At 58.7% G+C, this 20,408-nt stretch carries 17 protein-coding genes; 5 read left to right on the top strand and 12 right to left on the bottom strand.

Going from position 1 to position 20,408, the window contains the following annotated elements; all coding sequences use genetic code 11:
* Window positions 1-21: 21 nt before the first annotated feature.
* Window positions 22-834 carry an AraC family transcriptional regulator gene (locus tag ACQKEK_RS18485; protein WP_499144010.1) on the top strand — a complete coding sequence of 271 codons (813 nt, stop codon included), beginning with the start codon at window positions 22-24 and terminating at the stop codon, window positions 832-834.
* Between the two features lie 91 nt (window positions 835-925).
* The gene (locus ACQKEK_RS18490; RefSeq protein ID WP_499144009.1) at window positions 926-1,312 is read left to right on the top strand and encodes a cupin domain-containing protein; all 387 of its coding nucleotides are present in this window, start codon (window positions 926-928) and stop codon (window positions 1,310-1,312) included.
* 58 nt (window positions 1,313-1,370) lie between these two features.
* Here the strand turns inward: ACQKEK_RS18490 and ACQKEK_RS18495 are convergent, their stop codons facing one another.
* The 9 genes from ACQKEK_RS18495 to ACQKEK_RS18535 all read right to left on the bottom strand — a co-directional run bounded on the left by ACQKEK_RS18495 (window position 1,371) and on the right by ACQKEK_RS18535 (window position 12,039).
* The gene (locus ACQKEK_RS18495; RefSeq protein WP_499144008.1) at window positions 1,371-1,937 is read right to left on the bottom strand and encodes a DUF1993 domain-containing protein; all 567 of its coding nucleotides are present in this window, start codon (window positions 1,935-1,937) and stop codon (window positions 1,371-1,373) included.
* A 110-nt stretch (window positions 1,938-2,047) separates the two neighbouring features.
* Entirely contained in the window at window positions 2,048-2,431 is a 384-nt protein-coding gene (locus tag ACQKEK_RS18500; protein ID WP_499144007.1) for an ACT domain-containing protein, read from the bottom strand.
* A gap of 395 nt (window positions 2,432-2,826) precedes the next feature.
* On the bottom strand, window positions 2,827-3,282 hold the full coding sequence (locus tag ACQKEK_RS18505; RefSeq protein ID WP_499144006.1) for a nucleoside 2-deoxyribosyltransferase: 456 nt from the start codon (window positions 3,280-3,282) through the stop codon (window positions 2,827-2,829).
* A complete protein-coding gene (locus ACQKEK_RS18510) occupies window positions 3,272-4,891 on the bottom strand; it encodes an SIR2 family protein (protein WP_499144005.1) in 1,620 nt (539 codons plus the stop codon). The genes ACQKEK_RS18505 and ACQKEK_RS18510 overlap by 11 nt, the downstream gene beginning before the upstream one ends.
* A gap of 31 nt (window positions 4,892-4,922) precedes the next feature.
* On the bottom strand, window positions 4,923-5,882 hold the full coding sequence (locus ACQKEK_RS18515; RefSeq protein WP_148925746.1) for a 5'-nucleotidase: 960 nt from the start codon (window positions 5,880-5,882) through the stop codon (window positions 4,923-4,925).
* Between the two features lie 296 nt (window positions 5,883-6,178).
* Complete coding sequence (locus ACQKEK_RS18520; RefSeq protein ID WP_499144004.1) at window positions 6,179-7,177, bottom strand: NAD(P)H-quinone oxidoreductase; 999 nt, start codon at window positions 7,175-7,177, stop codon at window positions 6,179-6,181.
* Window positions 7,178-7,391: 214 nt separating this feature from the next.
* Entirely contained in the window at window positions 7,392-9,431 is a 2,040-nt protein-coding gene (locus ACQKEK_RS18525; RefSeq protein ID WP_499144003.1) for an ATP-binding protein, read from the bottom strand.
* Between the two features lie 159 nt (window positions 9,432-9,590).
* Window positions 9,591-9,788 (bottom strand): DUF2934 domain-containing protein, encoded by a 198-nt coding sequence (locus ACQKEK_RS18530; RefSeq protein ID WP_128119787.1) that lies wholly within the window; start codon window positions 9,786-9,788, stop codon window positions 9,591-9,593.
* A gap of 157 nt (window positions 9,789-9,945) precedes the next feature.
* On the bottom strand, window positions 9,946-12,039 hold the full coding sequence (locus ACQKEK_RS18535; protein WP_499144002.1) for a hybrid sensor histidine kinase/response regulator: 2,094 nt from the start codon (window positions 12,037-12,039) through the stop codon (window positions 9,946-9,948).
* Window positions 12,040-12,417: 378 nt separating this feature from the next.
* Between ACQKEK_RS18535 and ACQKEK_RS18540 the strand changes: the two genes are divergently transcribed.
* Complete coding sequence (locus ACQKEK_RS18540) at window positions 12,418-14,124, top strand: sensor domain-containing phosphodiesterase (protein WP_499144001.1); 1,707 nt, start codon at window positions 12,418-12,420, stop codon at window positions 14,122-14,124.
* 85 nt (window positions 14,125-14,209) lie between these two features.
* On the opposite strand, the gene ACQKEK_RS18545 is transcribed toward ACQKEK_RS18540, so the two are convergent.
* Both ACQKEK_RS18545 and ACQKEK_RS18550 read right to left on the bottom strand, forming a co-directional pair.
* Entirely contained in the window at window positions 14,210-14,392 is a 183-nt protein-coding gene (locus tag ACQKEK_RS18545) for a hypothetical protein (RefSeq protein ID WP_499144000.1), read from the bottom strand.
* Between the two features lie 64 nt (window positions 14,393-14,456).
* Window positions 14,457-15,089, bottom strand: coding sequence for an eCIS core domain-containing protein (locus ACQKEK_RS18550; protein WP_499143999.1), 633 nt, complete (start codon window positions 15,087-15,089; stop codon window positions 14,457-14,459).
* Between the two features lie 237 nt (window positions 15,090-15,326).
* Between ACQKEK_RS18550 and ACQKEK_RS18555 the strand changes: the two genes are divergently transcribed.
* Both ACQKEK_RS18555 and ACQKEK_RS18560 read left to right on the top strand, forming a co-directional pair.
* A complete protein-coding gene (locus tag ACQKEK_RS18555; protein WP_499143998.1) occupies window positions 15,327-15,965 on the top strand; it encodes an MEDS domain-containing protein in 639 nt (212 codons plus the stop codon).
* Window positions 15,955-17,652, top strand: a complete 1,698-nt coding sequence (locus tag ACQKEK_RS18560) for a hybrid sensor histidine kinase/response regulator (RefSeq protein WP_499143997.1) — start codon at window positions 15,955-15,957, stop codon at window positions 17,650-17,652. Before ACQKEK_RS18555 ends, ACQKEK_RS18560 begins: the two co-directional genes overlap by 11 nt.
* 74 nt (window positions 17,653-17,726) lie before the next feature.
* Here ACQKEK_RS18560 and treS read toward each other — a convergent pair whose 3' ends face one another.
* A complete protein-coding gene (gene treS, locus ACQKEK_RS18565) occupies window positions 17,727-19,796 on the bottom strand; it encodes a maltose alpha-D-glucosyltransferase (RefSeq protein WP_499143996.1) in 2,070 nt (689 codons plus the stop codon).
* Between the last annotated feature and the right edge of the window lie 612 nt (window positions 19,797-20,408).

A 20,408-nucleotide genomic window follows, 5' to 3' on the forward strand; every position in this document is an offset into this window, starting at 1 on the left:
GCATTCTCATATCGCCGACCGATGAACAGACTCAGCACTGAAGGCGACTGGCTTGAGCGCGCCGCGCCATCGACCAAGATGGAGCGCATCGAGGCCTATTTTCGCGGGCACGGCTATACGCCCCACCGGCACGACACCTACGCCATCGGCCGTACGCTGGCGGGCGTGCAGAGCTTTCACTATCGGCAATCGATGCGGCATAGCCTGCCCGGCGGCACCATCGTGCTGCACCCGGACGAGATCCATGATGGCGAGGCAGGCACCGATGCGGGCTTTCGCTACCGGATCCTCTATATCGAACCGTCCTTGATTCAGGACGTACTGGGCGGTGAGCCGTTGCCCTTCATAGCAGGCGGCTTGTCCCACGACCCTCGGCTGCTAGCTGCCACCACTCGCCTGCTTCACAGCCTGGACACGGCGCTCGACCCGCTCGAAGAGGACGACGCCATTTACGATCTGGCGCAGGCGCTCAGAGTTGCCGGCGGCAAGCCCCGCGGCCGTAAAGCCGTTGATTACGTGGCGGCCGAGCGGGCCCGTACTTTTATCCATGACGCGCTAGACCAGAGCATCACGCTGGATGATCTGGTGCAGGCCAGTGGGCGCGACCGCTGGAGCCTGTCACGCGACTTCCGTGCGTTGTATGGCACCAGCCCCTATCGCTACATCACCCAGCGGCGCCTCACCGAGGCGCGTTATAGGCTACTCGCAGGCCAGCCGCTAATCGATGCGGCGCTGGAGAGCGGTTTCTTCGATCAGAGCCACATGACCCGCCTGTTCACCCAAGCCTTCGGTATATCGCCGGCACGCTGGTTAAGGATGCTGACAAGCCGTTAGCCGCTGCGTGCCGGGCTTGCACGATCATGCAATACCGCGCGCTGGAGCGCCGTTAACGTACGGCTCAACCGTAACGAACAGTGAGCCACGTATGACCACGCACCCAACGCCCTCCCCTTATCTAGCCATCAACTTCGCCGACAAATTTGCGCTGTTCCATGACCAGTGGACGCAAAAGGTCGTCGCCGAAATGAACGACTACCAGTTCAAACTCGCTCGGCTGGAGGGCGAGTTCATCTGGCATACCCATTCCGATACCGACGAAACCTTCATCGTGCTGGAGGGCGAGCTGGTCATCTATTTTCGAGACGGCGAGGTGACCGTGCGCGCCGGCGAGATGTACGTGGTGAAGAAGGGAATCGAACACAAGCCCCATGCGCCAAAGGAGGTGAAGCTGCTGCTGATCGAGCCGAGGGGTGTTTTGAACACCGGCGAAGAAACGAATGAGCGGACGGCTTTGAATGATGTCTGGATTTGATTGAGGGAACCCGCAAGCGGAGGGGACCGAGCAATAGACCTGTCCCCTTTCTCCGCCGCTAGCCCTTTGGAATCGTTTCCGGACGCAGATGGGGCAGCATGTGCGCCACGTAATCGGCCTTGCCGAGATTGATCCCCTGGTTACGCAATATCGAATACGCGGTCATGACGTGGAAATAGAACTGACCCAACGTCCAGTCACGGGCGTATTGCTCCACGGTCAAGTCGAAAACCATCCCGTTTGGAAGTTCGTGGGCTATGGGCATATCTGCCTTCGCATCCAGCGCATCGGCTGCGAGGCTGTTTAGCAACGCCACCGTCTCATCAATCCGGACATAAGCCTCTGCGAGCGACCCGGGTTGTTTGACAGCCTGACGTCCCTCGTTCAGCAGCTCGTTGATAGTAGGCGGGAACGCCTCTCCTCTCAGACGGCACACGGCTTCTCGCGCCTGCACACAGGCAAAGCGAACCTGAGTCGACAGCGGATACATGTCGGGCGCCAAACGTGCCGATAACAGTGCTTGTGCCTCTGCTTCCGGTAGCTGGGCCTGCGCCTTCTTTAGCCAGCCGGAGAGGGTTTTGAGCATTTGGGTGTAGGTTGGGATGAGCAGTGTCGTTAGCTGCATGGGTTCACGCCTTGTGGGATTGAGCGGCTACGTCGAAGAAAGTGACAGGGTGTTATGAAGCTAAGTAACTGAAAGGTAAATAACCGTTCGCTTTTCCCTGCTGCGAGTTATCAGCCCAAGAGGCGGTGACCCGCGTCTTTCAAAACCTGCACGGCATTTTCGAGATTCATCGATTTGACCAGTATGTAGTCGGTATCGAACGTGCTCACCGCGAAAATGCCGATAGCGGCAGCCGCGAGCGGGACAAGGAAGGCGGCCAGGACACCCGTCTGATCAAAGGCGAACGGACCCTGCACCTTGATCACGCGCCAACCGCTGTCCACTCGGGCTAAACCGGTTGCGACACCCTCAGCGCAGACAATCGAAAGCTCATCATCCGTCCGGGTGATCGACATAAAGCCTGGTGACGCCAAAACCGCGTTCGGCAGGGCAGCATCCCGCTCTAACTGTGCAATCACAAAGCTTTGGGGGAGGACAGAAAAGGAGTGGTTCATGTCATGTCACCTTGTGATAAAGCGAGCGGGCCGCGAATGTAAGACATAGACGACCCGACAAATAACGGCAGGAGAAAAATCGGTCCTTTTACCCTGGCGTCACCATCAGGCAGTTGCGCGTGGACAAGCGAAGCGTTGTCCACCCTACGCCACCACCCTCGCCTGCTCCGCCGGGCCTCGGCATCACGTAGGGTGGAAAACGGCGGAGCCTTTTCCACGCGCCAGGTCCGGGCTACCGCTGGACGGGGCAGCGATGAGTCATTGGATTTTCGCGGTAATTTTTTCAGCGGTTAAAACAGATAACGAAGTTAGCGGACGGGAAAGGGCCGAATAAATAAATCTGTCCCCTTTTCTCATTTTGCTGGACCCAACCAACCATCGTCAATTTGACTTAGCTAACGTATAACTCCCTGCTTCGTATAGTTAACCGTAAGCCATCTAACCAAATCATCCTCAATGTTAAATATACGTTCGCACCCCTGACTGATCATTGGATTGCTACCGGTCGGTAAGCATTGCCTCACGTCACTCTTTAGCCCAATGCAACGCTTGCCAATAGCAAAGCCAAAGCCAAGTTCGAAGGCGACTCCCTCGTCTAAGTGAGCACCGTTTAGAACAGCTAGCACAATATCTGCGTCTCTAATAGCTTGGATGTCAGCGTCAAACACGAGACGTTCAGCCGTGTCTATAGATACGCCGCTGTCGACCATACTCCTTAAAAGAAGTCCGTCTTGCTGTGGAAGAAATACATCAAAAAAAACATCAAGTCGTGATTTTAGCTTTAAGTTATATTCAAGCTCCATATCATTAAATAAAGGCGCGGCAAGATAGATAGCTTTCTTAATTTTCATTGGCTATCTCGCAGAGCCTTGTATCTAGATCTGCAGGCGAGTAAGTTTTCGAAAAAATCACTTTCGCTAAATCACGAATTACTTCAACCTCCCGCCGCTGCGTTGCGTAAATAAACTCAGGATGGAGCGAGCTGTAAATATTGTTACTTCTATTCTGCAATTTTTCAATTTTGAGAGGCGGCCAGCTATCTTCCTTACGCTTTGTAATTAATCTGCACCAAATCTCATTAGGTTCGCCATTCATAACAAGGACGACTCCTGGCACCACCTTCATTGTTGACATGCCGGGGCGTATCCCATACTCAATCATTGAGCGCGCACGTTTACTTCTGTCACTTTCTTCAACGAAGGAAAGCGGATCAAGGGGGGACCGGTCAACCAAAATAACTCCAACGTCCTTTCTGTGCAGGTAATTGTTCTTTTTCCGGAATTGTTCATTAGTCCAGTTTTCGATAGCCGCGGCGCTCTCTTCGCCTAATAAATCGGGCGCAAATGCCATCTCTGTTGGACGCTCGTCGAACCATTCATCAAGCGTAGTCAAACTGCCAAATTGACTAAGAGCTGTCGATTTACCTATACCAACGGCACCAACCAAATAATATATATATTTGGTTTTAAGCCCGAGAAAATCTGACATTTCAAGAAAGTCAACTTCCGACATTGTTAAACAGCTTAAAAAGCTCTTAATATCGCTACTATCAAAGAAAAGAGTTATTAAATTATAGTTGTTAAAGTTAGCCTCAAATATAGCCGACTCGGTTCCATCATCTAGCTTAGCCTTTGAAAACTGTATAAAGTAATTATAGTTTCCTGGGCTAATGCTTGCAGCTTTGCGAAGCAAATGAAGCAGTGTCGAGTCAGTAAGCGAATGCCCAATCAAAACACTCGTTTTTTTAGTTAACACATGTAGTAAGGTAGAAAAATTACCAGCCATGCCCTCAAGTAGCTGATCTGCAAACGAACCGTCAGAAAAAACTATATTTTCGCTTTGGAACTTTTTGCTATCAAAGGGAAGAAAGCCATTAGGATGATAAATTACACTTCGATCTTTTGTAAATTGAGCTTGGTGGGACCAAACAGTTTGGTAGGGGCGTTCATGTTTCGTTGGATTTAAGTCATCTTGCGAAAGACCAAACTCAATGAAATCGTCAAAGTTATAATTGACCGTGATTTCTGACTTTTGAACAAACTTTATAATTTCTTTAAAATACGGATGCGTATCTACAAGACCTCTCCTATCGTTTTGTACATCAGCATACAGTTCGGCATGTATCATTTCCCTCCATTCGGACAGTAACTTTTTTTCGACCAGAAAAGAATTCGAGTACTCTGGAATTCTCTGGATTTCTTCCTTGCGGTAAGAGCAAAACATTTCAAAAAGAATCAGCGCCGCCTTCCCTGGTGGATCATTTATATGATTGGCTTGAGTCACCCTATTACCTACAACCGTTTTGATCCGCTCAATTAAAATTTCCCAATTAGGAAGGTTCAAATCAACACTGATGCCAGCGCCGAGCACCAGGCTAGCTCTATTCCTTTCAGCTTGTGAACGTAATTGACATATATACTTCCAGGCTGCCCTAACGCTATCGGGTATTTCATTGATCATCTAATAAACTCACAAGACATACAATCGTCACCTATTGACTGACCGGTGATAGCTCCAGGCTTGCCTGGTCATCCAAAAAACGCTTTAAAGGCGAAGCGGTCTTATACGGTACTTGGCTTGAAGGAACCACTCTTGACGCAGGCTCAACATGGGTCCGCTGGTCATCAAAAAAGATATGCGGCCTAAGAGCTTTCAATATTTTATCTTTCGGCAAGCCACCTAGGAAAAACGCTTGATCCACATACACATCCCATTTGCGCAGTGTTTTGATAACCCTTACGTGTGCAGGGCTGTTTCGAGCGGTCACGATCGATAATTTTATGGGCGATTTGTCCGATCCTATCCGCTGATGAATAGTCGAAAGCACTCTTATTAATTTAGCAAAGGGACCGTCCTTTAGCTCAACGTCTTCGTTGTCGACCTCATTTCGTTGAAACTCATCTATCCCACTAGTTTTGTAAATGAACTCCGATTCCTCGGAAAAGATCACCGCATCTGCGTCGAAGGCAAACCTAATTTTTTCTTCATCAGGCAAGTAGTCACTGGGCGGATTATAGATCTCTGCCGCTGCGCATTGATCCATATCAATCGCTGCTTGAACATCTTCTTTATGTTTAGTCAGCAGCAGATCCACATTAAAAGCTTCGAGAAAAGGAGAAAGAGGCTCACCGCCGGAAAAAGCGGATCGAGTAATATCCAAACTGTAATGCTTAATGCTGTTATGAATTCGCAGTCCTGTGTCAGGACTATTTTTCGACATGACTATAACTTCTACAAGCCGCTGACTGTCAGCATATTTATTTAGCTTGAGGAGCGCCTCTACCAAGTAATAAGCGGCGCCCTTTTCTAGAATAACTTTCTCGTTCTCTCTCTGAAATCTTCGATAATCGTCAATTGACCCGGACTGGAATATTTCATTTTCTTTTTCAAGGTCAAATAAAGCTCTAGACGATACCCCGATCACTAATGTTCCATCAAAAGAAACCGACATATTCTTAACCTTAGTAATGGACGAAATTCAGAAGCGACGACCATGCCTAACGAAGTCACAAGCTAAACGAACGTTAGCGCAATGGACCCTGTTGTGCAGGCCATTAGGCTTAGCCCACGGAGGGCACCGTAATCCTGTGCGCAAATCCTGCTGCGCTGCTCAAGTTACCCACAGCACCATATTCGGTAAAGCGTCCAAAAGGCTTAATCACTACTTTTTGTAGGGTTGGCTTATGAGGCGACCGGAAGGCGCTCGACTTTAGCGGTGCGAGTGCCGAACCGGTCTGAACGGGAGGGCTACCGCCCAACCTCCAACATAATCTTCCCGATGTGCTTGCTGCTTTCCATCAGCCGGTGCGCTTCGGCGGCTTCGGCAAGGGGGAAGGTGGCGTGGATGACGGGGCGGCATAGGCCCTGGTCGAGCAGTGGCCAGACCTTGTCCTGCAGCGCCTTGGCGATGTCGGCTTTTTCCGCACGGCTGCGGGGGCGCAGGGTGGAGCCGGTGAAGGTGAGGCGCTTGCGCATGATCGGCGCGGTGTCGAGTTCGACGCGGCTGCCTTTGAGGAAGGCGATCTGCACCAGGCGGCCTTCCACAGCGAGGGATTTGATGTTGCGGGGGATGTAGTCGCCGCCCACCATGTCGAGAATGACGTTGACGCCGCTGCCGTCGGTGGCCTGCTTGAGCACCTCGACGAAGTCTTCTTCGTGGTAGTTGATCACCCGGTCCGCACCGGCACGCCGGCAGGCATCCGCTTTTTCGCTGCTGCCAACCGTCGTGTACACAGTGGCGCCGAACTGCTTGGCGAGCTGGATGGCGGTCAGGCCGATGCCGCTGGAGCCGCCGTGCACGAGGAAGGCTTCGCCGGGTTGCAGGGCACCGCGCTCGAACACGTTGCTCCAGACGGTGAAGTAGGTTTCCGGCAGCGCCGCCGCTTCCAGCAATGACAGCCCGGCGGGCACTGGCAGGCAGTGTTCGGCCGGGGCCACGCAATATTCGGCGTAGCCGCCGCCGGGGGTCAGCGCGCAGACCTGATCGCCGACTTTCCAGCCGCTGACTTCAGCGCCGAGCGCGACGATCTCGCCGGAGATTTCCAGGCCGAGCAGCGGCGAGGCGTCCGGTGGCGGCGGGTAGCTGCCAGAGCGCTGAAACACATCGGGCCGGTTGATGCCGGCGTAGGCCACCCGGACCAGCACGTCGTGCGGGCCGGGTTCGGGCACCGGGCCTTCGGTCATTCGCAGGCATTCGGGGCCGCCGCCGGGGCGGTGATCGATATGACGCATGGTTTCGGCACTCATAGATTTTCCTTTCAAAGGCGGCTGATGGCCGCGTTGATTGAAGTGGCTCGCTGGTACACGGTAGTTCCCGCGAGTCGCAGAGCCAACCCTGATAGGTCAGGTTGATCTGCGGGCTTGCCAGAACCGCAACGCGGTGGCGTTTGGCAAGGGCAGGGCGCTGAGCGGCCCGGAGTCAGCGTTGGGCAGCGCCTCGGCAGAGCGGCCGTCAACAGGCCTACGAACCCAACATCTCTCCGACCTTTTGCGCGAACGCATCGATGGCGAACGGCTTGGCCATCACGGCCATGTCCGGCCCGAGGATGTCATTGGCGGCGAAGCTTTCGGCGTAGCCGGTGGCGAAGAGCACTTTCAGGCCGGGGCGTTGCTGGCGCACGATTTCGGCCAGTTGCCGGCCGTTCATGCCGGGCAGGCCGACGTCCGAGACCATCAGATCGATCCGCTGCGAGCTTTCGGTGATCAACAGCGCTTCGGAGGCTTCGCCGGCTTCCAGCGTCTCGTAGCCCAGGTCGTTGAGCACTTCGACCACCAACGAGCGGACCACGGGTTCGTCTTCGACCACTAGAATTGTCTCGCCAGTGCCTTGTAGGGTGCGCTCTTGCGCCACTTCCACAGCGCTGGCTTCGCCATGATGAACAGGCAGGTAAAGGTGCACGCGGGTGCCGCTTTCAGGCTTGGACTCGATGTGGATGTAGCCCTTGGCCTGTTTGATGTAGCCATAGATCATCGAAAGCCCAAGCCCGGTGCCCTTGCCGATGGGCTTGGTGGTGAAGAAGGGCTCAAAGGCGCGCTCGATGACGTCCGGGGTCATGCCGACGCCGGTGTCGCTGACGGTCAGCAGTACATACTCGCCCTCAGTCAGCCCGCGCCGAGCGGGATCTGGCTCGCTGCCCAGCTGAAAGTTGGCCGTGGAGATGGTGATTCGGCCACCGTGCGGCATGGCATCGCGCGCGTTGATCACCAGGTTGATCACGGCGTTTTCAAGCTGGTTCACGTCCATGCAGGCGGGCGGCAGCCCCGCACTGAGCTGGGTGATGACCGCAATGTTCTCGCCGGTGGTGCGATGGAGCAGATCTTCCAGCGAGGCGACCAGGTGGTTGACGTCGACCGGCTTGAGGTCGAGGGCCTGCTGGCGAGAGAAGGCCAGCAGCCGTTGCGTCAGTGCCGACGCACGCTGAGCAGAGGTCGCCGCCGCATTGATGTAGCGCTCCACGTCCGCGACTTCTCCACGGCGGAAACGTCGCTGCATGAGATCCAGGCTGCCGATGATGCCGGTCAGCAGGTTGTTGAAGTCGTGAGCGATACCGCCAGTGAGCTGGCCGACGGCTTCCATCTTCTGCGCCTGGCGCAGCGCCTGTTCGGTCCGGCTGCGCTCGCTGACTTCCGCGGCCACACGCGCTTCAAGGGTTTCGTTGAGTTGGCGCAGCCTGTTCTCGCTGACGCGCAGGGCTTCTTCGGCGCGCTTGCGCGCACTGATGTCAGTGCAGGCACCGGCCACGTACGAAAGACTGCCACTGGCGTCGCGGAAGACACGGGCTTTACACGCCAACCATTGCTCCTCGCCAGGCCGCGCCAGACGGAATTCAACCGTGAGATCCTGAGCCTGACCGTATCGCCCGAAGGCGAAACGAACACGTGATCGATCCGCTGGATGGACGAGCTCAATGAGACGTTCAAAGGTATCGAGCTTTCGCTCCATACCTAAACCGAATATCTGCTCCAGTGCATGGTCAACGTAGAGGCTGTCATCCTGGAGATACCAATTGAAGGTTCCGGTGCCGGACGCTAGCAGCGCGGCGCGGAATCGCTCATCAGAATGCCCCCGGGGCGGGGCATCCCGGCCCATCACTTGTTCGGTGACGTCCTGCGTTTGATGGATGATGCAGATGACTTCTCTCCGCTCGTTCAGCACCGGCACGTTGATGGGGCTCCAGTAGCGCACCTCGAATCCGCCACCCTCAGTGGCTGGTCGCGGGATGTCGTATTTGGTGATCGCCATACGGTCGGGCGCCCGCGTTTCCAGCACACGTTCCAGCGAGGCGCGTAATGCACCTGCACCAGATGCCGCCGTTTCGTCCGGGTTGTTGCCAAACACCTCGAAAATCGACCGACCAATGCAGGCTTCGCGAGTCGAGTTGGTTGCCTGCAGCCGAGCATCGCTGGCCGCCAACATGATGAACTCCGGATCAGCGGAGAGAATCAGGTTGAGGTTTGGCAAGGCTTCGAAGATTGCCTTCAGGTCTAGGGTTCGGTTCATCAGGACGGTAGGTCCGCTAATTGGTTCGACGAATAGAGGCTATGAGCGCCGGATACAACGCCTCGCTGCTGCACGTGGTTAGCCCAAAGCAGCGCCACGCCTAGCGAGGCGCTGTATCCATTAGTAACCGGGTATCGCCGGGCTTCGAAATGGTCAGAATCAGCGTTCGCCTTCCGGCTTGGGCATGGGTATCGCGACACTGCTTTCGATGCTGCCAGCGGTGGCATCACCTTCCTTGTAGAACGGTTCCATCTCGTCGCGGGCTTGTGCCCAGTGCTCGTCTTGCTGGCCTTCGGGACGGCCCTTGGCTTCCCAGATTTCGTGGGCACGTTCGCGGATACGTTGTTCGTCAGCCATGTGTTTGCCCTCTTTGTGCTGATAGAGACGCCTTAACACGGCGTCTCGTCTCGGTTCGGTGGTTTCTCACCGGGTATTCAGCAGAGGGGATTAGCAGGCGGATGGTTCCGGCAATAAACCGGGAAGCCGACGAAAGCCCCAGTAAAAGGGTAGGAGTTCAGCCGTGAAGCGCAGGCGGCTGTCCGATCAGCTCGCGCATCCGCTCGGCCAGGCTGTTAACCGAAAACGGTTTGCTGAGCACCGACATTCCAGGCTCCAGCAGGCCGTTGTGGAACAGTGCGTTCTCGGCATAACCGGTGATGAACAGCACGCGCAGATCGGGACGAGCGAGCTGACCGGCATTGGCGAGCTGCAGACCGTTCATGCCGCCGGGCAGGCCGACATCGGTCAGCAGCAGATCAAGGTGCACGCCGGATTGCAGCACTTCGAGTGCCGCAACCCCGTCGGCAACGACGATGGCGCGATAGCCGAGATCCGCCAGTAGATCGGTGATCAGCAGCCGCACCGTCGGTTCGTCATCGACGACCAGCACCGTTTCGCCTCGCTGGGCGGACAGCACGGGCGCCAAACCGAGCGGGCCGTTATCGCGTTCCACCGTGCCGATGTATCGCGGCAAGTAGAGGCTGACGGTGGTGCCGATACCAAGCTGAGAACGGATACGCACCTGACCACCGGACTGCTGCGTAAATCCATAGATCATCGACAGGCCGAGGCCCGTTCCTTCCCCCATCGGCTTAGTGGTGAAGAAGGGCTCGAAGGCTTTGGTCAGCACCTCGGACGACATGCCGGTGCCGCTGTCGCTGACGCGGATGGCCAGGTATTCGCCCTCGGGAATATCCTGCTGCCGGGCACTCTCGGCATCGAACACGCGGTTGCCGGTTTCGACCGTGATGCGACCGCCCTCAGGCATCGCGTCGCGGGCATTGAGGCACAGGTTGAGCAGGGCATTTTCCAGCTGTGACGGGTCGACCCGAGCCGTCCACAAATCAGCGGTGCAGTAACTCTCTACGACGATGTTCGGCCCCACGGTGCGCTGGACCATGTCGAGCATGCCGCTGACCAGCCGTCCGGCATTGATGGCTTTGGGGGCCAGTGTCTGACGACGGGAAAAGGCCAGCAAGCGATGGGTCAGCGCTGCGGCCCGCTTGGTCGCACCCTGCGCGACCAGCAGGTATTTCGAGACCTCGCCGGTGCGGTCCTGCCGAATGCGGGCCTCGATCATTTCCAGGCTGACCGAGATGCCGGCGAGCAGGTTGTTGAAGTCGTGCGCCAGCCCGCCGGTAAGCTGGCCGACTGCTTCCATCTTTTGTGCCTGGCGCAGCTGCTCGTGGGTCGACTCGAGTTGTGCCTGACGCGCTTTCTCTTCGGTGATGTCCCGGCCGGTGGCGTAGGTCTTGTCACCCGCCGGGGCGGCGACCCATGAAATCCAGTGTTCAGCCCCGTTCTTGTGTCGGTAGCGATTGACGATCCGCACCTGCTCGCCACCGGCTGTAGCCAGGTAGGCATCAACCGTACTCAGGTGGTCTTCGTCGGTGATGAATTCGTTGACGTGATGCCCGATCAGTTCTTCGGGCTGGTAGCCGAGCAGGGTTGTCCAGGCCGGGTTCACACGCTGGAATACCCCTTCGAAGTTGATCACCACCATCAAGTCGGGCGAGGTGTCCCACATCAGGTTGCGTTCTTCCGTGCGGATGGCAACCTCGTGAGCCAACTGCTCGTTCATGTCACGCAACTGCTGCTTGGCGACCAGGCGCTGCTGTTCGGCGACCACCTGACCGGTGATCTCGATACCCTGATTCAGCAGGCCAAGAATCCGGCCATCTTCACCGAAGATCGGTGTCGCGCTGATGTTCCAATAGGTGATCTCTGACTGGCCGTTGCGCACCATTGGCAGCTCGACCCGGTCCTGTGCGAAGCCTTCCCCCGTGCGCATCGCATGTTCAAACGGGGCCGCCACCAGGTCCCAGACGTCACCCCATACCTCTGCTACCGGCCGCCCTATCGCGGCAGGGTGGCGATCAGCCATTGAGGCGACGTAAGCATCGTTATAGAGCATTCGCAGCTCTGGCCCCCAGAGCACCGTTCCCAGCAGCGGGGAATTCAGACAGGCGCCGACCATGGAGCGCAAGCATTGTGGCCAACACTCGACCGGGCCGAACGGCGTGGTCGCCCAGTCATGGTTTCGCATCAACGCGCCCATTTCCCCTCCACCGGAGAGAAAAGCAGGCACCTCATTCATCGTATCGGGCATGTCCGGCCATCGTCCTTTGCAACCGCCACCTGAGGCGGCTTCGTACTGCTGGGTTTTCGGCGGTTATGAACCGCACAGAGCTGAAGTCACCAGTGGGGTGAAGGTTGGAAAGCGTTGCGTCGAAGGCGTTCCAGAGCGACAGATAAGCGAGAAGCCTACAAGGCATGCTGGTGTGTATCCGCTATGAGGATGCTCATGCCCCACCCATCTGCACCTCCCGTCGGCACCTCATCAAGGAACAAACGAGCCGGTCGATATGCCGGCAAGAGGCCCCGTTGTGCTGACCATTCGGGCATGACGTCCAGATATCCGTTGCAACCCATACCGGACGCCGCGCCGACGGCTCGGACCCATTCGAATTTCCAGGCAGTTGATCGTATGGCTGGTGCTCCAACCCCGATAAATGAAGCGCAGCGACAGCTGCAGGTGACGCAGCTGTGCCGGCTGGACACGGCGCCCGACGAGGTGTTCGAGCACATCGTGGCGATGGTGGCGGAGTATTTCCAGGCGCCGATTGCGTTGATCTCGATCGTCGACGAACAGCGCCAGTGGTTCACAGCCCGGATCGGGCTGCTGACGCAGGAGACGCCGCGGCACGACTCCTTCTGCGCCTATGCAATCCTCGCCAACGAGCCGCTCCAGGTGCTCGATGCCACCCAGGATGTGCGCTTCCAGAACAACCCGCTGGTCACGGGCGAGCCAGGCATTCGTTTTTATGCGGGCATGCCACTGATCACGCCGGAAGGGCTGGGCCTGGGCAGCCTGTGCATCATCGACACCCAGCCGCGACGGGCAATGACTCCGCAGGAACTGTCGATGCTTGGCCATTTCGCCAAACTGACGATGGCGCGCATCCTGACACTGCGCAACACCAACTTCATCGATGCATCCACGGGTATCGGGCCGATGCTGTTGAACGACATCATCAAGGTGCTCGGTCACAGCTTTGCCCAAGCGCTGATGCTGCGCATGAAACAGACCCTGCAAGCGCAGCTTCCAGATCGGTGCGGGCTGTATTGCATCAGCCCGAGTCGTTTTGCTTTTCTGATTCCCGACGGGCCGCAGGAGGAGCTGATCCAGCTCTATGACCGGATCATCGCGGCGTTCGACGCCCCGGTGCAGTGCAATTCGATTCCGATCAAGACCCAGGTCGGTCTCGGCGTGCTGCCGCTGCACAGTGGCGTGCTGGAGCAGGACTGGCTGCGCCTGGCGATCACCTCGGCGGACGACGCGCGTGATCGTGGCATCGGCTGGTCGCCTTACGAATCCCGACTCGATGCGGTGCAGCAGCGTGCCTTCACCTTGCTCAGCGGTCTCGCCGAGGCGTTGCACAGCGACGGACAGCTGCGGCTGGTCTATCAGCCGCGTATCAGCCTGATGGATGGGCACTGCACTTCAGTCGAGGCGCTGCTGCGCTGGGATCATCCGACGCTCGGCGCCATCGGCCCGGCTGAATTCATTCCGCTGGCCGAGAAGACCGCGCTGATCCGCGAGCTGAGCCTGTGGGTCGCCGAGAAGGCCGTCATGCAGGCGGCAACCTGGCAGCGCCAGGGGGGCAGGTTCAAGGTCGCCATCAACGTGTCGGCGTCGGATCTGGATAGTCCGGCCTTTGTCGACCGCATCATTGAGTTGCTGAACGATCAACGTGTCGACCCGGCGAGTCTGGAGGTGGAATTTACCGAAAGCGCCCTGATGCGTAACCCGGGCGAAGTCAGTCGCCAGCTGCTGCGCCTGCGCTCACTGGGCGTGGAGGTGGCCATCGATGACTTCGGCACCGGCTACAGCAACTGGACCTATCTGCGCGACCTGCCCGCGTCGACGGTCAAGCTCGATCAATCCTTCATCCGTAACCTGGGCGACGACGAGAAAGACTGTCGGCTGGTGCGAACCATCATCGATTTGGCCAAGCGCCTCGAACTGCGTGTCGTGGCCGAAGGGATCGAAACCCAGGCGGTCTTCGATCTGGTAGCCCAGTGGGGCTGTGAGGAGGGACAGGGTTATTACATTGCCCGACCCATGGCGCCCGAGCTGCTGCTGGGTTGGGCTGATGAAAACACCCAAGCGACTCAAGGCAGCGCCGGTTGAGTCACCGCGGCGAGAGGGCATCGGTCAGCCGAAAACGAGCTGTCGGATTGTCAGGCCCTGCGCGGCCGTTCAGCTGACGCAGCGGTCACCCTTTCGCTGCCTGATGTTCATCGCTGGCCCGCACGACGCTCTGTGCGGCTTCGACATCGTCCAGCAGGTATTTCACCTTGCCCTCATGGTCAGTGACGCGGAATACCACCTCGACCTCGGGCCCACGCATCTCCTCGGGGATATCGTTGCCCTGGAGCTTGGACACGGTAACAGGCATGGCAGTCTCCTTATGGCGATAAGGTTGTGACCGGAGCTGCCCTTGGCCGATCCCTCGATCTAGGTCATTCGGCCGAATGGCGCGACGCTGTGCTTCCGCCGGTTTCGCGCAAGGCCGCTTCGCGCTCGAGCTGCAGCTCCATGGCATAACCCGGCCGTTCGACGCTGCTGTAATCGCGGGTATAGCGCCGCGCAAATTCGCCTACGCCCCATTCCAGGTATTGCTCGACATGCTTGAGCTCGTGCGCCCAGAGGGCAACGTTGTCCAGGGCATCGGCCTCGTTGCGGAAGACGATGATGTCGATCAGCGTCACCGCGACAATGTCGGGGTTGCGCAGCAGCGTGTTGGCCGCCGTCAGCACATTGTCGTCGCCGACCCGGTAACGCGCCGTCTCCAGCACCTCGATATCGAAATAAGGCTCCAGCTGCGAGCGGATATGCAGCGGAATGGGCTGGCTTTCCAGCAGCGCCAGCTGATCGCGGGACTGGCGGATCCAGGTCTCGAGCCCGGCGGCGGCCAGCCATTGCACCCGCTCGGACAACGCCTCGTAGTTCTGTGGAGAAACAGGCACGCATACGCAGCTGCCGAGACAGATCGGCTGCTGACCGGTCGAGCATACGGTTTGCGCCCATGCGGGGATTGCGCCCAACACACTTAAAAACAACGAAACCTGGGCTAGAATGCAGCGAAGTGGCATGGCGGTACGCTCGACCATAGCGATGGCGGCTCGGGTTGGTCACCGGCGGCGCACAGTACAGGGGTGCGCAATGAAGCAGCAAGTGCTTGGTATTCGGCGCCGATGAATCTGCAGTGAAACGTTAATCGCACACGAATTACGGTGCCTAGCGATACCCGGCACGCCGCCGGAGCGGCGGTTTCAACGCCCCGATTGATTTCACGATCGCAACCCTCAGACCCACATCCGGAGCCATTCATGAACGAGCTTTCCCTCGCTGGAACGCCCATCGAGCATTTCCACGTTTGCGCGTTCTTCGACAGTCGCGAACAGGAGTACGACGTGCTGATCCCTTTCTTCAAGGAAGCACTGGATCAGGGCGAAAAGACCATCCACATCCTCAACCCGGCAAACATGGACGATCACCGTGAAAGGTTGATTCAAGGTGGCATCGACGCCCACGGCTGCGAAGCCTGCGGACAGCTTGAGCTGCAAACCTGGCAAGGCGCCTATCTGGACGACAATGGGGCGTTCAACAAGGACCGCATGCTGGTGACCCTGAACGCAACCTGCGAGGCGGCTGCCGAGGCCGGCTACTCTCGCGTTCGAATCATGGGCAACATGGATTGGGCCTTCGACGACCGACCGGGCGCGCAGGAAATCCTCGCCTACGAGGCGGAGGTCAACGATGTGCTCTCGAAGAATCGCCAGCCAGCCATCTGCGTTTACGACACGGCCAAATTGAGCGGCTCGATGATGATGGACCTGCTTCGCACCCATCCGCTGACGTTGATCAACGGTGTCGTTCAGGAGAATCCGTTCTACACGCCCGCCGCCGAAATGCTTCAGGAGCTGCGCAACCGCGAAGCCAAACGTTCGGCTACCCATGCTGACTGAACCTCCCTCGCCGTTCGCTGAGCCCATGCTTGAGCGAGCATCGGATCGCCCGAATGGCGGAGATGAGGGGCGGAACATCCGTGATCTGATGGGCCTCCTCGCGCTTCCTGCGCTATGGGCCGGGCGCGACGGCACGTCCATCCTGCAAATCACCATGGAGGCCGCCGAACGCATCGTGCCGATGCGTTTTGCCATGGCGAACGTACAGCTGTTGCCGGATTCGCCTCGATACCACGTGCTGCGCCTCGACGGTGAATACCTGTGCGAGCGTGAATGCCGTGACTGGGAAGCCATGCTGGCTGAGTGGGAGCAGACCCGCCTGCCCGATGGGCGCGCGCACCAACTGTCGACACCGCTCGGGCCCATGCGAGTGGTGCGCCTGAGCATGGGCTACGGCACCTTTGGCGGAGATATCTGGTTTGGATGTGACAGCGCTGATTTTCCCCAGGCGCCGCACCTTGCTTTCCTGAGCGCGGCAGCCTCATTGGCCACCACCGGCGTGCAGACGGCCCGTGTCGACTACGAACGCGAGCAGGCCAGCCGTGCCAAGGACGAGTTCCTGGCGATGCTGGGACACGAGCTGCGCAATCCGCTGGCACCCATCATTACGGTGATCGATCTGCTCCGGCTGCGTAACAAGGGCGAGGAGCTGCCCCGCGAGCATCTGATCATCGAACGCCAGGCCAAACATTTATCCAGCCTGCTCGATGATCTGTTGGATGCGACACGCGTCGTGCGCGGCAAAGTCGAGCTCAAGCCTGAGCCGCTGGACTTGATCGGGTTACTGACCCGTGCCATCGAATCCGCCAGCACGCTTTTTCAGGAACGCGGCCACGCACTTCAAGTCGCGCTGCCGGAACGGCCGGTATGGGTGTTCGGCGACCCCACCCGGTTGATGCAGGTATTTGCCAACCTGCTTACCAACGCGGCGAAGTACACCGACCGTGGCGGCAGGATCGATATCCAGATGGCGGCCAGTGACCGGCAGGTCAAGGTCACCGTTCAGGACAATGGCTCGGGCATCAGCCCTGCGCTTTATCCGAAGCTGTTCAAGATCTTCGAGCAGGGCACCGCCACGATCGATCGATCGAAAGGCGGCCTCGGCATTGGCCTGGCCTTGGTGAAGACCTTCGTCGAACTGCACGAAGGCTCGGTGACGGCCCACAGCGACGGGATCGGCTGTGGCTCAACCTTCACGGTCACGCTCCCGCTGCTCAGCCAGCCGGATGAAGCGCCTGTTGCGCTCGAGCGCCCAGCTGTTACAGCCCACCCTTCAGCTCGCATATTGGTGGTCGACGACAACCTCGATGCGCTCGAAAGCGTGCGCGACTATCTGATCCATCGGGGCCACGAGGTCATCGCCACTAGCGAGCCCCTTCAGGCGGTGCGCATGGCCGCGCAGTTTCGACCGACTGTTGCCGTACTCGATATCGGCCTGCCTGAAATGGACGGTTACGCCCTGGCAAAAGCGCTGCGAAAGTCCTTTCCGGCAGACGCGCTACGCCTTGTAGCGCTCACCGGCTATGGCCAGGCGAAGGATTTCGAGCGGTCCCGAGCGGCGGGATTCGAGGCTCACTTGGTCAAGCCGGTTTCGCTGGAAGCATTGGAAGCGGCGATCGGGCGCAACTGCGTGACTGCACTGGGCGAAGAGCAACCTCCTGGCCGTACACCCGGCCCTTCGGCCTGAACCAACTGCATCTCGACCGACAGAGCGATCACGGCGCGCCTGGTAGCGGCGCGCCGTGATCCTGGTTTGCGCCGTCAGAGCACCGGTGACGCCGCACTCACGACGCGCAACGCCAAGCCCTCGTAGGGGTCGAGGTTGAAGGTCATCTCGCCGTTTTCGGTGAGGTCGCCTTCGATGCTTTCGTGAATGATGTCCACCACCGGCCCGGGCGCAACACCGGGGAGGGTGACCGTCTCGCTGATGGTCTCAGCGCTGAAGTTGAGCGCCGTGATCTGCACACCCTTGCCTGCAGGCAGTTCGTGGACCATGACCAGCAGACCCGGCGCCTGCACGTCAGGAATCAGGATCTGCTTGCTGGCGGCGATGTCGTAGGCGCGGCGCACGCTGAGGATACGCTTGAGCTGGCAGGCGAACGAGCCGGTGTTCTTAAGCTGCTCGACCAGGCTCCCGTACAGCGAGCGCGCCTTGGGCAGGCCTTCGCTGGAGGTTTCCACCTCGGGTGCAATATCGGCCAGATCGTAGCCGCCACGGTGCAGCCAGCGGGTATCGCCTTCGGTCATCAAGTGTTCAACCTGTTCGGCTTCCAGCGGCAGCGCACCGACCAGATCCCAGCCGGAGAGGGCGAACACACCGGGCTGCATGGCATTGAACATCACCAGCAAGATATGCAGGCGCTGGATCTGCTCGATGTCGGCCGCGCTGATGGTGTTGAGGTCACGGATGCCCAGCGCCGCCGTGATGACGCTGACGGTGGTGCAGGACACGCCGTTGGTGACGAACTTGAGGTTGTAGGGCGCATGCTCGCCGGTCAGACGTTCGTACATCTCCTCGCGGATGTGCTCGCGCAGGATGCCGCCCGAAAGCGTCTGCCCGTGGTAGTGGTAATGGTCGTAGGCGTGCAGCGTCCAGAAATGCACCAGCTCCAGGGTCAGCTCGTCGTGGTTCTGCATCGCATGGATCAGCGAAGCCGGGTCGATGCCGAAGGCGTGGACCTCACGCAGCATCAGCCGCAGAAATTCGGTATCCCCGGTAACCAGGGCGTGATGATAGGCCGGGCGGGTGATGAAGTCGTAAGACAGGTCGGCGCCGCCATGGGACATCGAGGCGATGTCGTCGATGGTCAGGTTCAGCTCCTGAAAGCTGAAGCCGCCGGCCTTACGAATGGCGCCCGCGATGAGCTGGTTGCCGGTCACCGATAGCGGATGGCTCTCGGACCAGGCTGTGCCTTCAGCGCGGCGCTCGACGCCGAGGAAGCCGTTGGCATCCAGGCGCAGCACCCGCGCACCGGAGACGTCGATCGCATGCAGCGCATCGCCGATGATCAGCTGCTGGGCGGCGAATGTCGGGTCCAGCCAGTTGAGCGACGGCTGGCCCTCCTTGAAATAGTGCAGGTAGACCCAGCGCCGGCGCTTGCCATCGACCCCGGTCACGATGCCGGTCACGCTCCAGTCGGTGTCCTTGATGCCCGGCTCGAAGAAGATCACCCGTTGTAGCTGGCCGACGATGTAATGCTTTTCCTTGAGCTGGTCGACCACCGGCGGCGGCAGGTTGATCGCATCGCGGCCCTTGGGCACGTCCGGCAGCAGGGGCCAGTCTTCCTCGCTGATCTCGACCATGTGATAGAGGCCCGGGTAGTCGCCGTAGGCCATCTCGGCGAGGCGGAAGTCCGCCCCCTTGCCGGTGTGCGCAGGCACGACGTCATCGATGACGATGGCGTTGTGCGCGGCAGCCATGCGGCTGAGCTGCTGCATCTCTGCTTCGGTGCCGAGATTGGGGTCGATATCGAAGCTGATGCGGTCGAAGTTGCCGTCAATGGTGGGGGTGTACTCGCGCCCACGCAGGCCACCGGAGCGTTTCATCGGGCCGTTGTGAATGCCCTGCACGCCGAGTTCGGACAAGGCGCTCCAGAGGCGATCGTCCCCCAGCGCCTGAAGCACTGAGCCGCCTTCGGGCGTGATGATCGCGGCAGGATAGGCGGTGAACCACACCGAGGAAATCGCACTGGCGTCGCGCGGGCGCGCCTGGGCGTAAGGTCGCTGCCAGAGCCGCGCCTGACCGGCGTAGAGTCGGGCCCGATCACGGGCGGCTTTAAGCATGGACTGGCTTTCCAGCCACTCGATATAGGTGTTGTCTGGTGTGCTCATAACGATGTCTGGTTCCCGGTGCGCTGAGGGGAAATGTAGACGTTTGAGTAGAGCGGGCCAGCATCGTTGCATCGAAGTCGCATGGATCACTTTTTCGTAGGAGCCAGCTTGCTGGCGATCCGGACCTCCGCGGTGTGCCGAAAAGATCGCCAGCAAGCTGGCTCCTACAGACGGCGCTATGCCGATACTGGGTGATAGATATTGTTGGTCCTTACGATCACCCCTTCAACGAAAGCAGCGTGGCTGCACCCAGCTCAACGTCAAGCCGCGGGCCAGGCTTTCGTAGGAGCCAGCTTGCTGGCGATCCGGACCTCCGCGGTGTGCCAAAAAGATCGCCAGCACGCTGGCTCCTACAGACGGCGCTATGCCGATACTGGGTGATAGATATCGTTGGTCCTTACGATCACCCCTTCAACGAAAGCAGCATGGCTGCACCCAGCTCAACGTCAAGCCGCAGGCCAGGCTTTCGTAGGAGCCAGCTTGCTGGCGATCCGGACCTCCGCGGTGTGCCGAAAAGATCGCCAGCAAGCTGGCTCCTACAGACGACGCTGTACCGATATGGCGATCCGGACCCCCGCGGCGTGCCGAAAAGATCGCCAGCAAGCTGGCTCC

Source organism: Pseudomonas sp. NPDC077408 (assembly GCF_050269105.1).
In the GTDB taxonomy this organism is placed as follows: Bacteria; Pseudomonadota; Gammaproteobacteria; order Pseudomonadales; family Pseudomonadaceae; genus Stutzerimonas.

What these genes read in the sequence shown, in the direction of transcription:
- ACQKEK_RS18485 (WP_499144010.1), top strand. Translation starts at nt 22, where the DNA reads ATGAACAGACTCAGCACTGAAGGCGACTGGCTTGAGCGCGCCGCGCCA.
- ACQKEK_RS18490 (WP_499144009.1), top strand. Translation starts at nt 926, where the DNA reads ATGACCACGCACCCAACGCCCTCCCCTTATCTAGCCATCAACTTCGCC.
- ACQKEK_RS18495 (WP_499144008.1), bottom strand. Translation starts at nt 1,937, where the DNA reads ATGCAGCTAACGACACTGCTCATCCCAACCTACACCCAAATGCTCAAA.
- ACQKEK_RS18500 (WP_499144007.1), bottom strand. Translation starts at nt 2,431, where the DNA reads ATGAACCACTCCTTTTCTGTCCTCCCCCAAAGCTTTGTGATTGCACAG.
- ACQKEK_RS18505 (WP_499144006.1), bottom strand. Translation starts at nt 3,282, where the DNA reads ATGAAAATTAAGAAAGCTATCTATCTTGCCGCGCCTTTATTTAATGAT.
- ACQKEK_RS18510 (WP_499144005.1), bottom strand. Translation starts at nt 4,891, where the DNA reads ATGATCAATGAAATACCCGATAGCGTTAGGGCAGCCTGGAAGTATATA.
- ACQKEK_RS18515 (WP_148925746.1), bottom strand. Translation starts at nt 5,882, where the DNA reads ATGTCGGTTTCTTTTGATGGAACATTAGTGATCGGGGTATCGTCTAGA.
- ACQKEK_RS18520 (WP_499144004.1), bottom strand. Translation starts at nt 7,177, where the DNA reads ATGAGTGCCGAAACCATGCGTCATATCGATCACCGCCCCGGCGGCGGC.
- ACQKEK_RS18525 (WP_499144003.1), bottom strand. Translation starts at nt 9,431, where the DNA reads ATGAACCGAACCCTAGACCTGAAGGCAATCTTCGAAGCCTTGCCAAAC.
- ACQKEK_RS18530 (WP_128119787.1), bottom strand. Translation starts at nt 9,788, where the DNA reads ATGGCTGACGAACAACGTATCCGCGAACGTGCCCACGAAATCTGGGAA.
- ACQKEK_RS18535 (WP_499144002.1), bottom strand. Translation starts at nt 12,039, where the DNA reads ATGCCCGATACGATGAATGAGGTGCCTGCTTTTCTCTCCGGTGGAGGG.
- ACQKEK_RS18540 (WP_499144001.1), top strand. Translation starts at nt 12,418, where the DNA reads ATGGCTGGTGCTCCAACCCCGATAAATGAAGCGCAGCGACAGCTGCAG.
- ACQKEK_RS18545 (WP_499144000.1), bottom strand. Translation starts at nt 14,392, where the DNA reads ATGCCTGTTACCGTGTCCAAGCTCCAGGGCAACGATATCCCCGAGGAG.
- ACQKEK_RS18550 (WP_499143999.1), bottom strand. Translation starts at nt 15,089, where the DNA reads ATGCCACTTCGCTGCATTCTAGCCCAGGTTTCGTTGTTTTTAAGTGTG.
- ACQKEK_RS18555 (WP_499143998.1), top strand. Translation starts at nt 15,327, where the DNA reads ATGAACGAGCTTTCCCTCGCTGGAACGCCCATCGAGCATTTCCACGTT.
- ACQKEK_RS18560 (WP_499143997.1), top strand. Translation starts at nt 15,955, where the DNA reads ATGCTGACTGAACCTCCCTCGCCGTTCGCTGAGCCCATGCTTGAGCGA.
- treS (WP_499143996.1), bottom strand. Translation starts at nt 19,796, where the DNA reads ATGAGCACACCAGACAACACCTATATCGAGTGGCTGGAAAGCCAGTCC.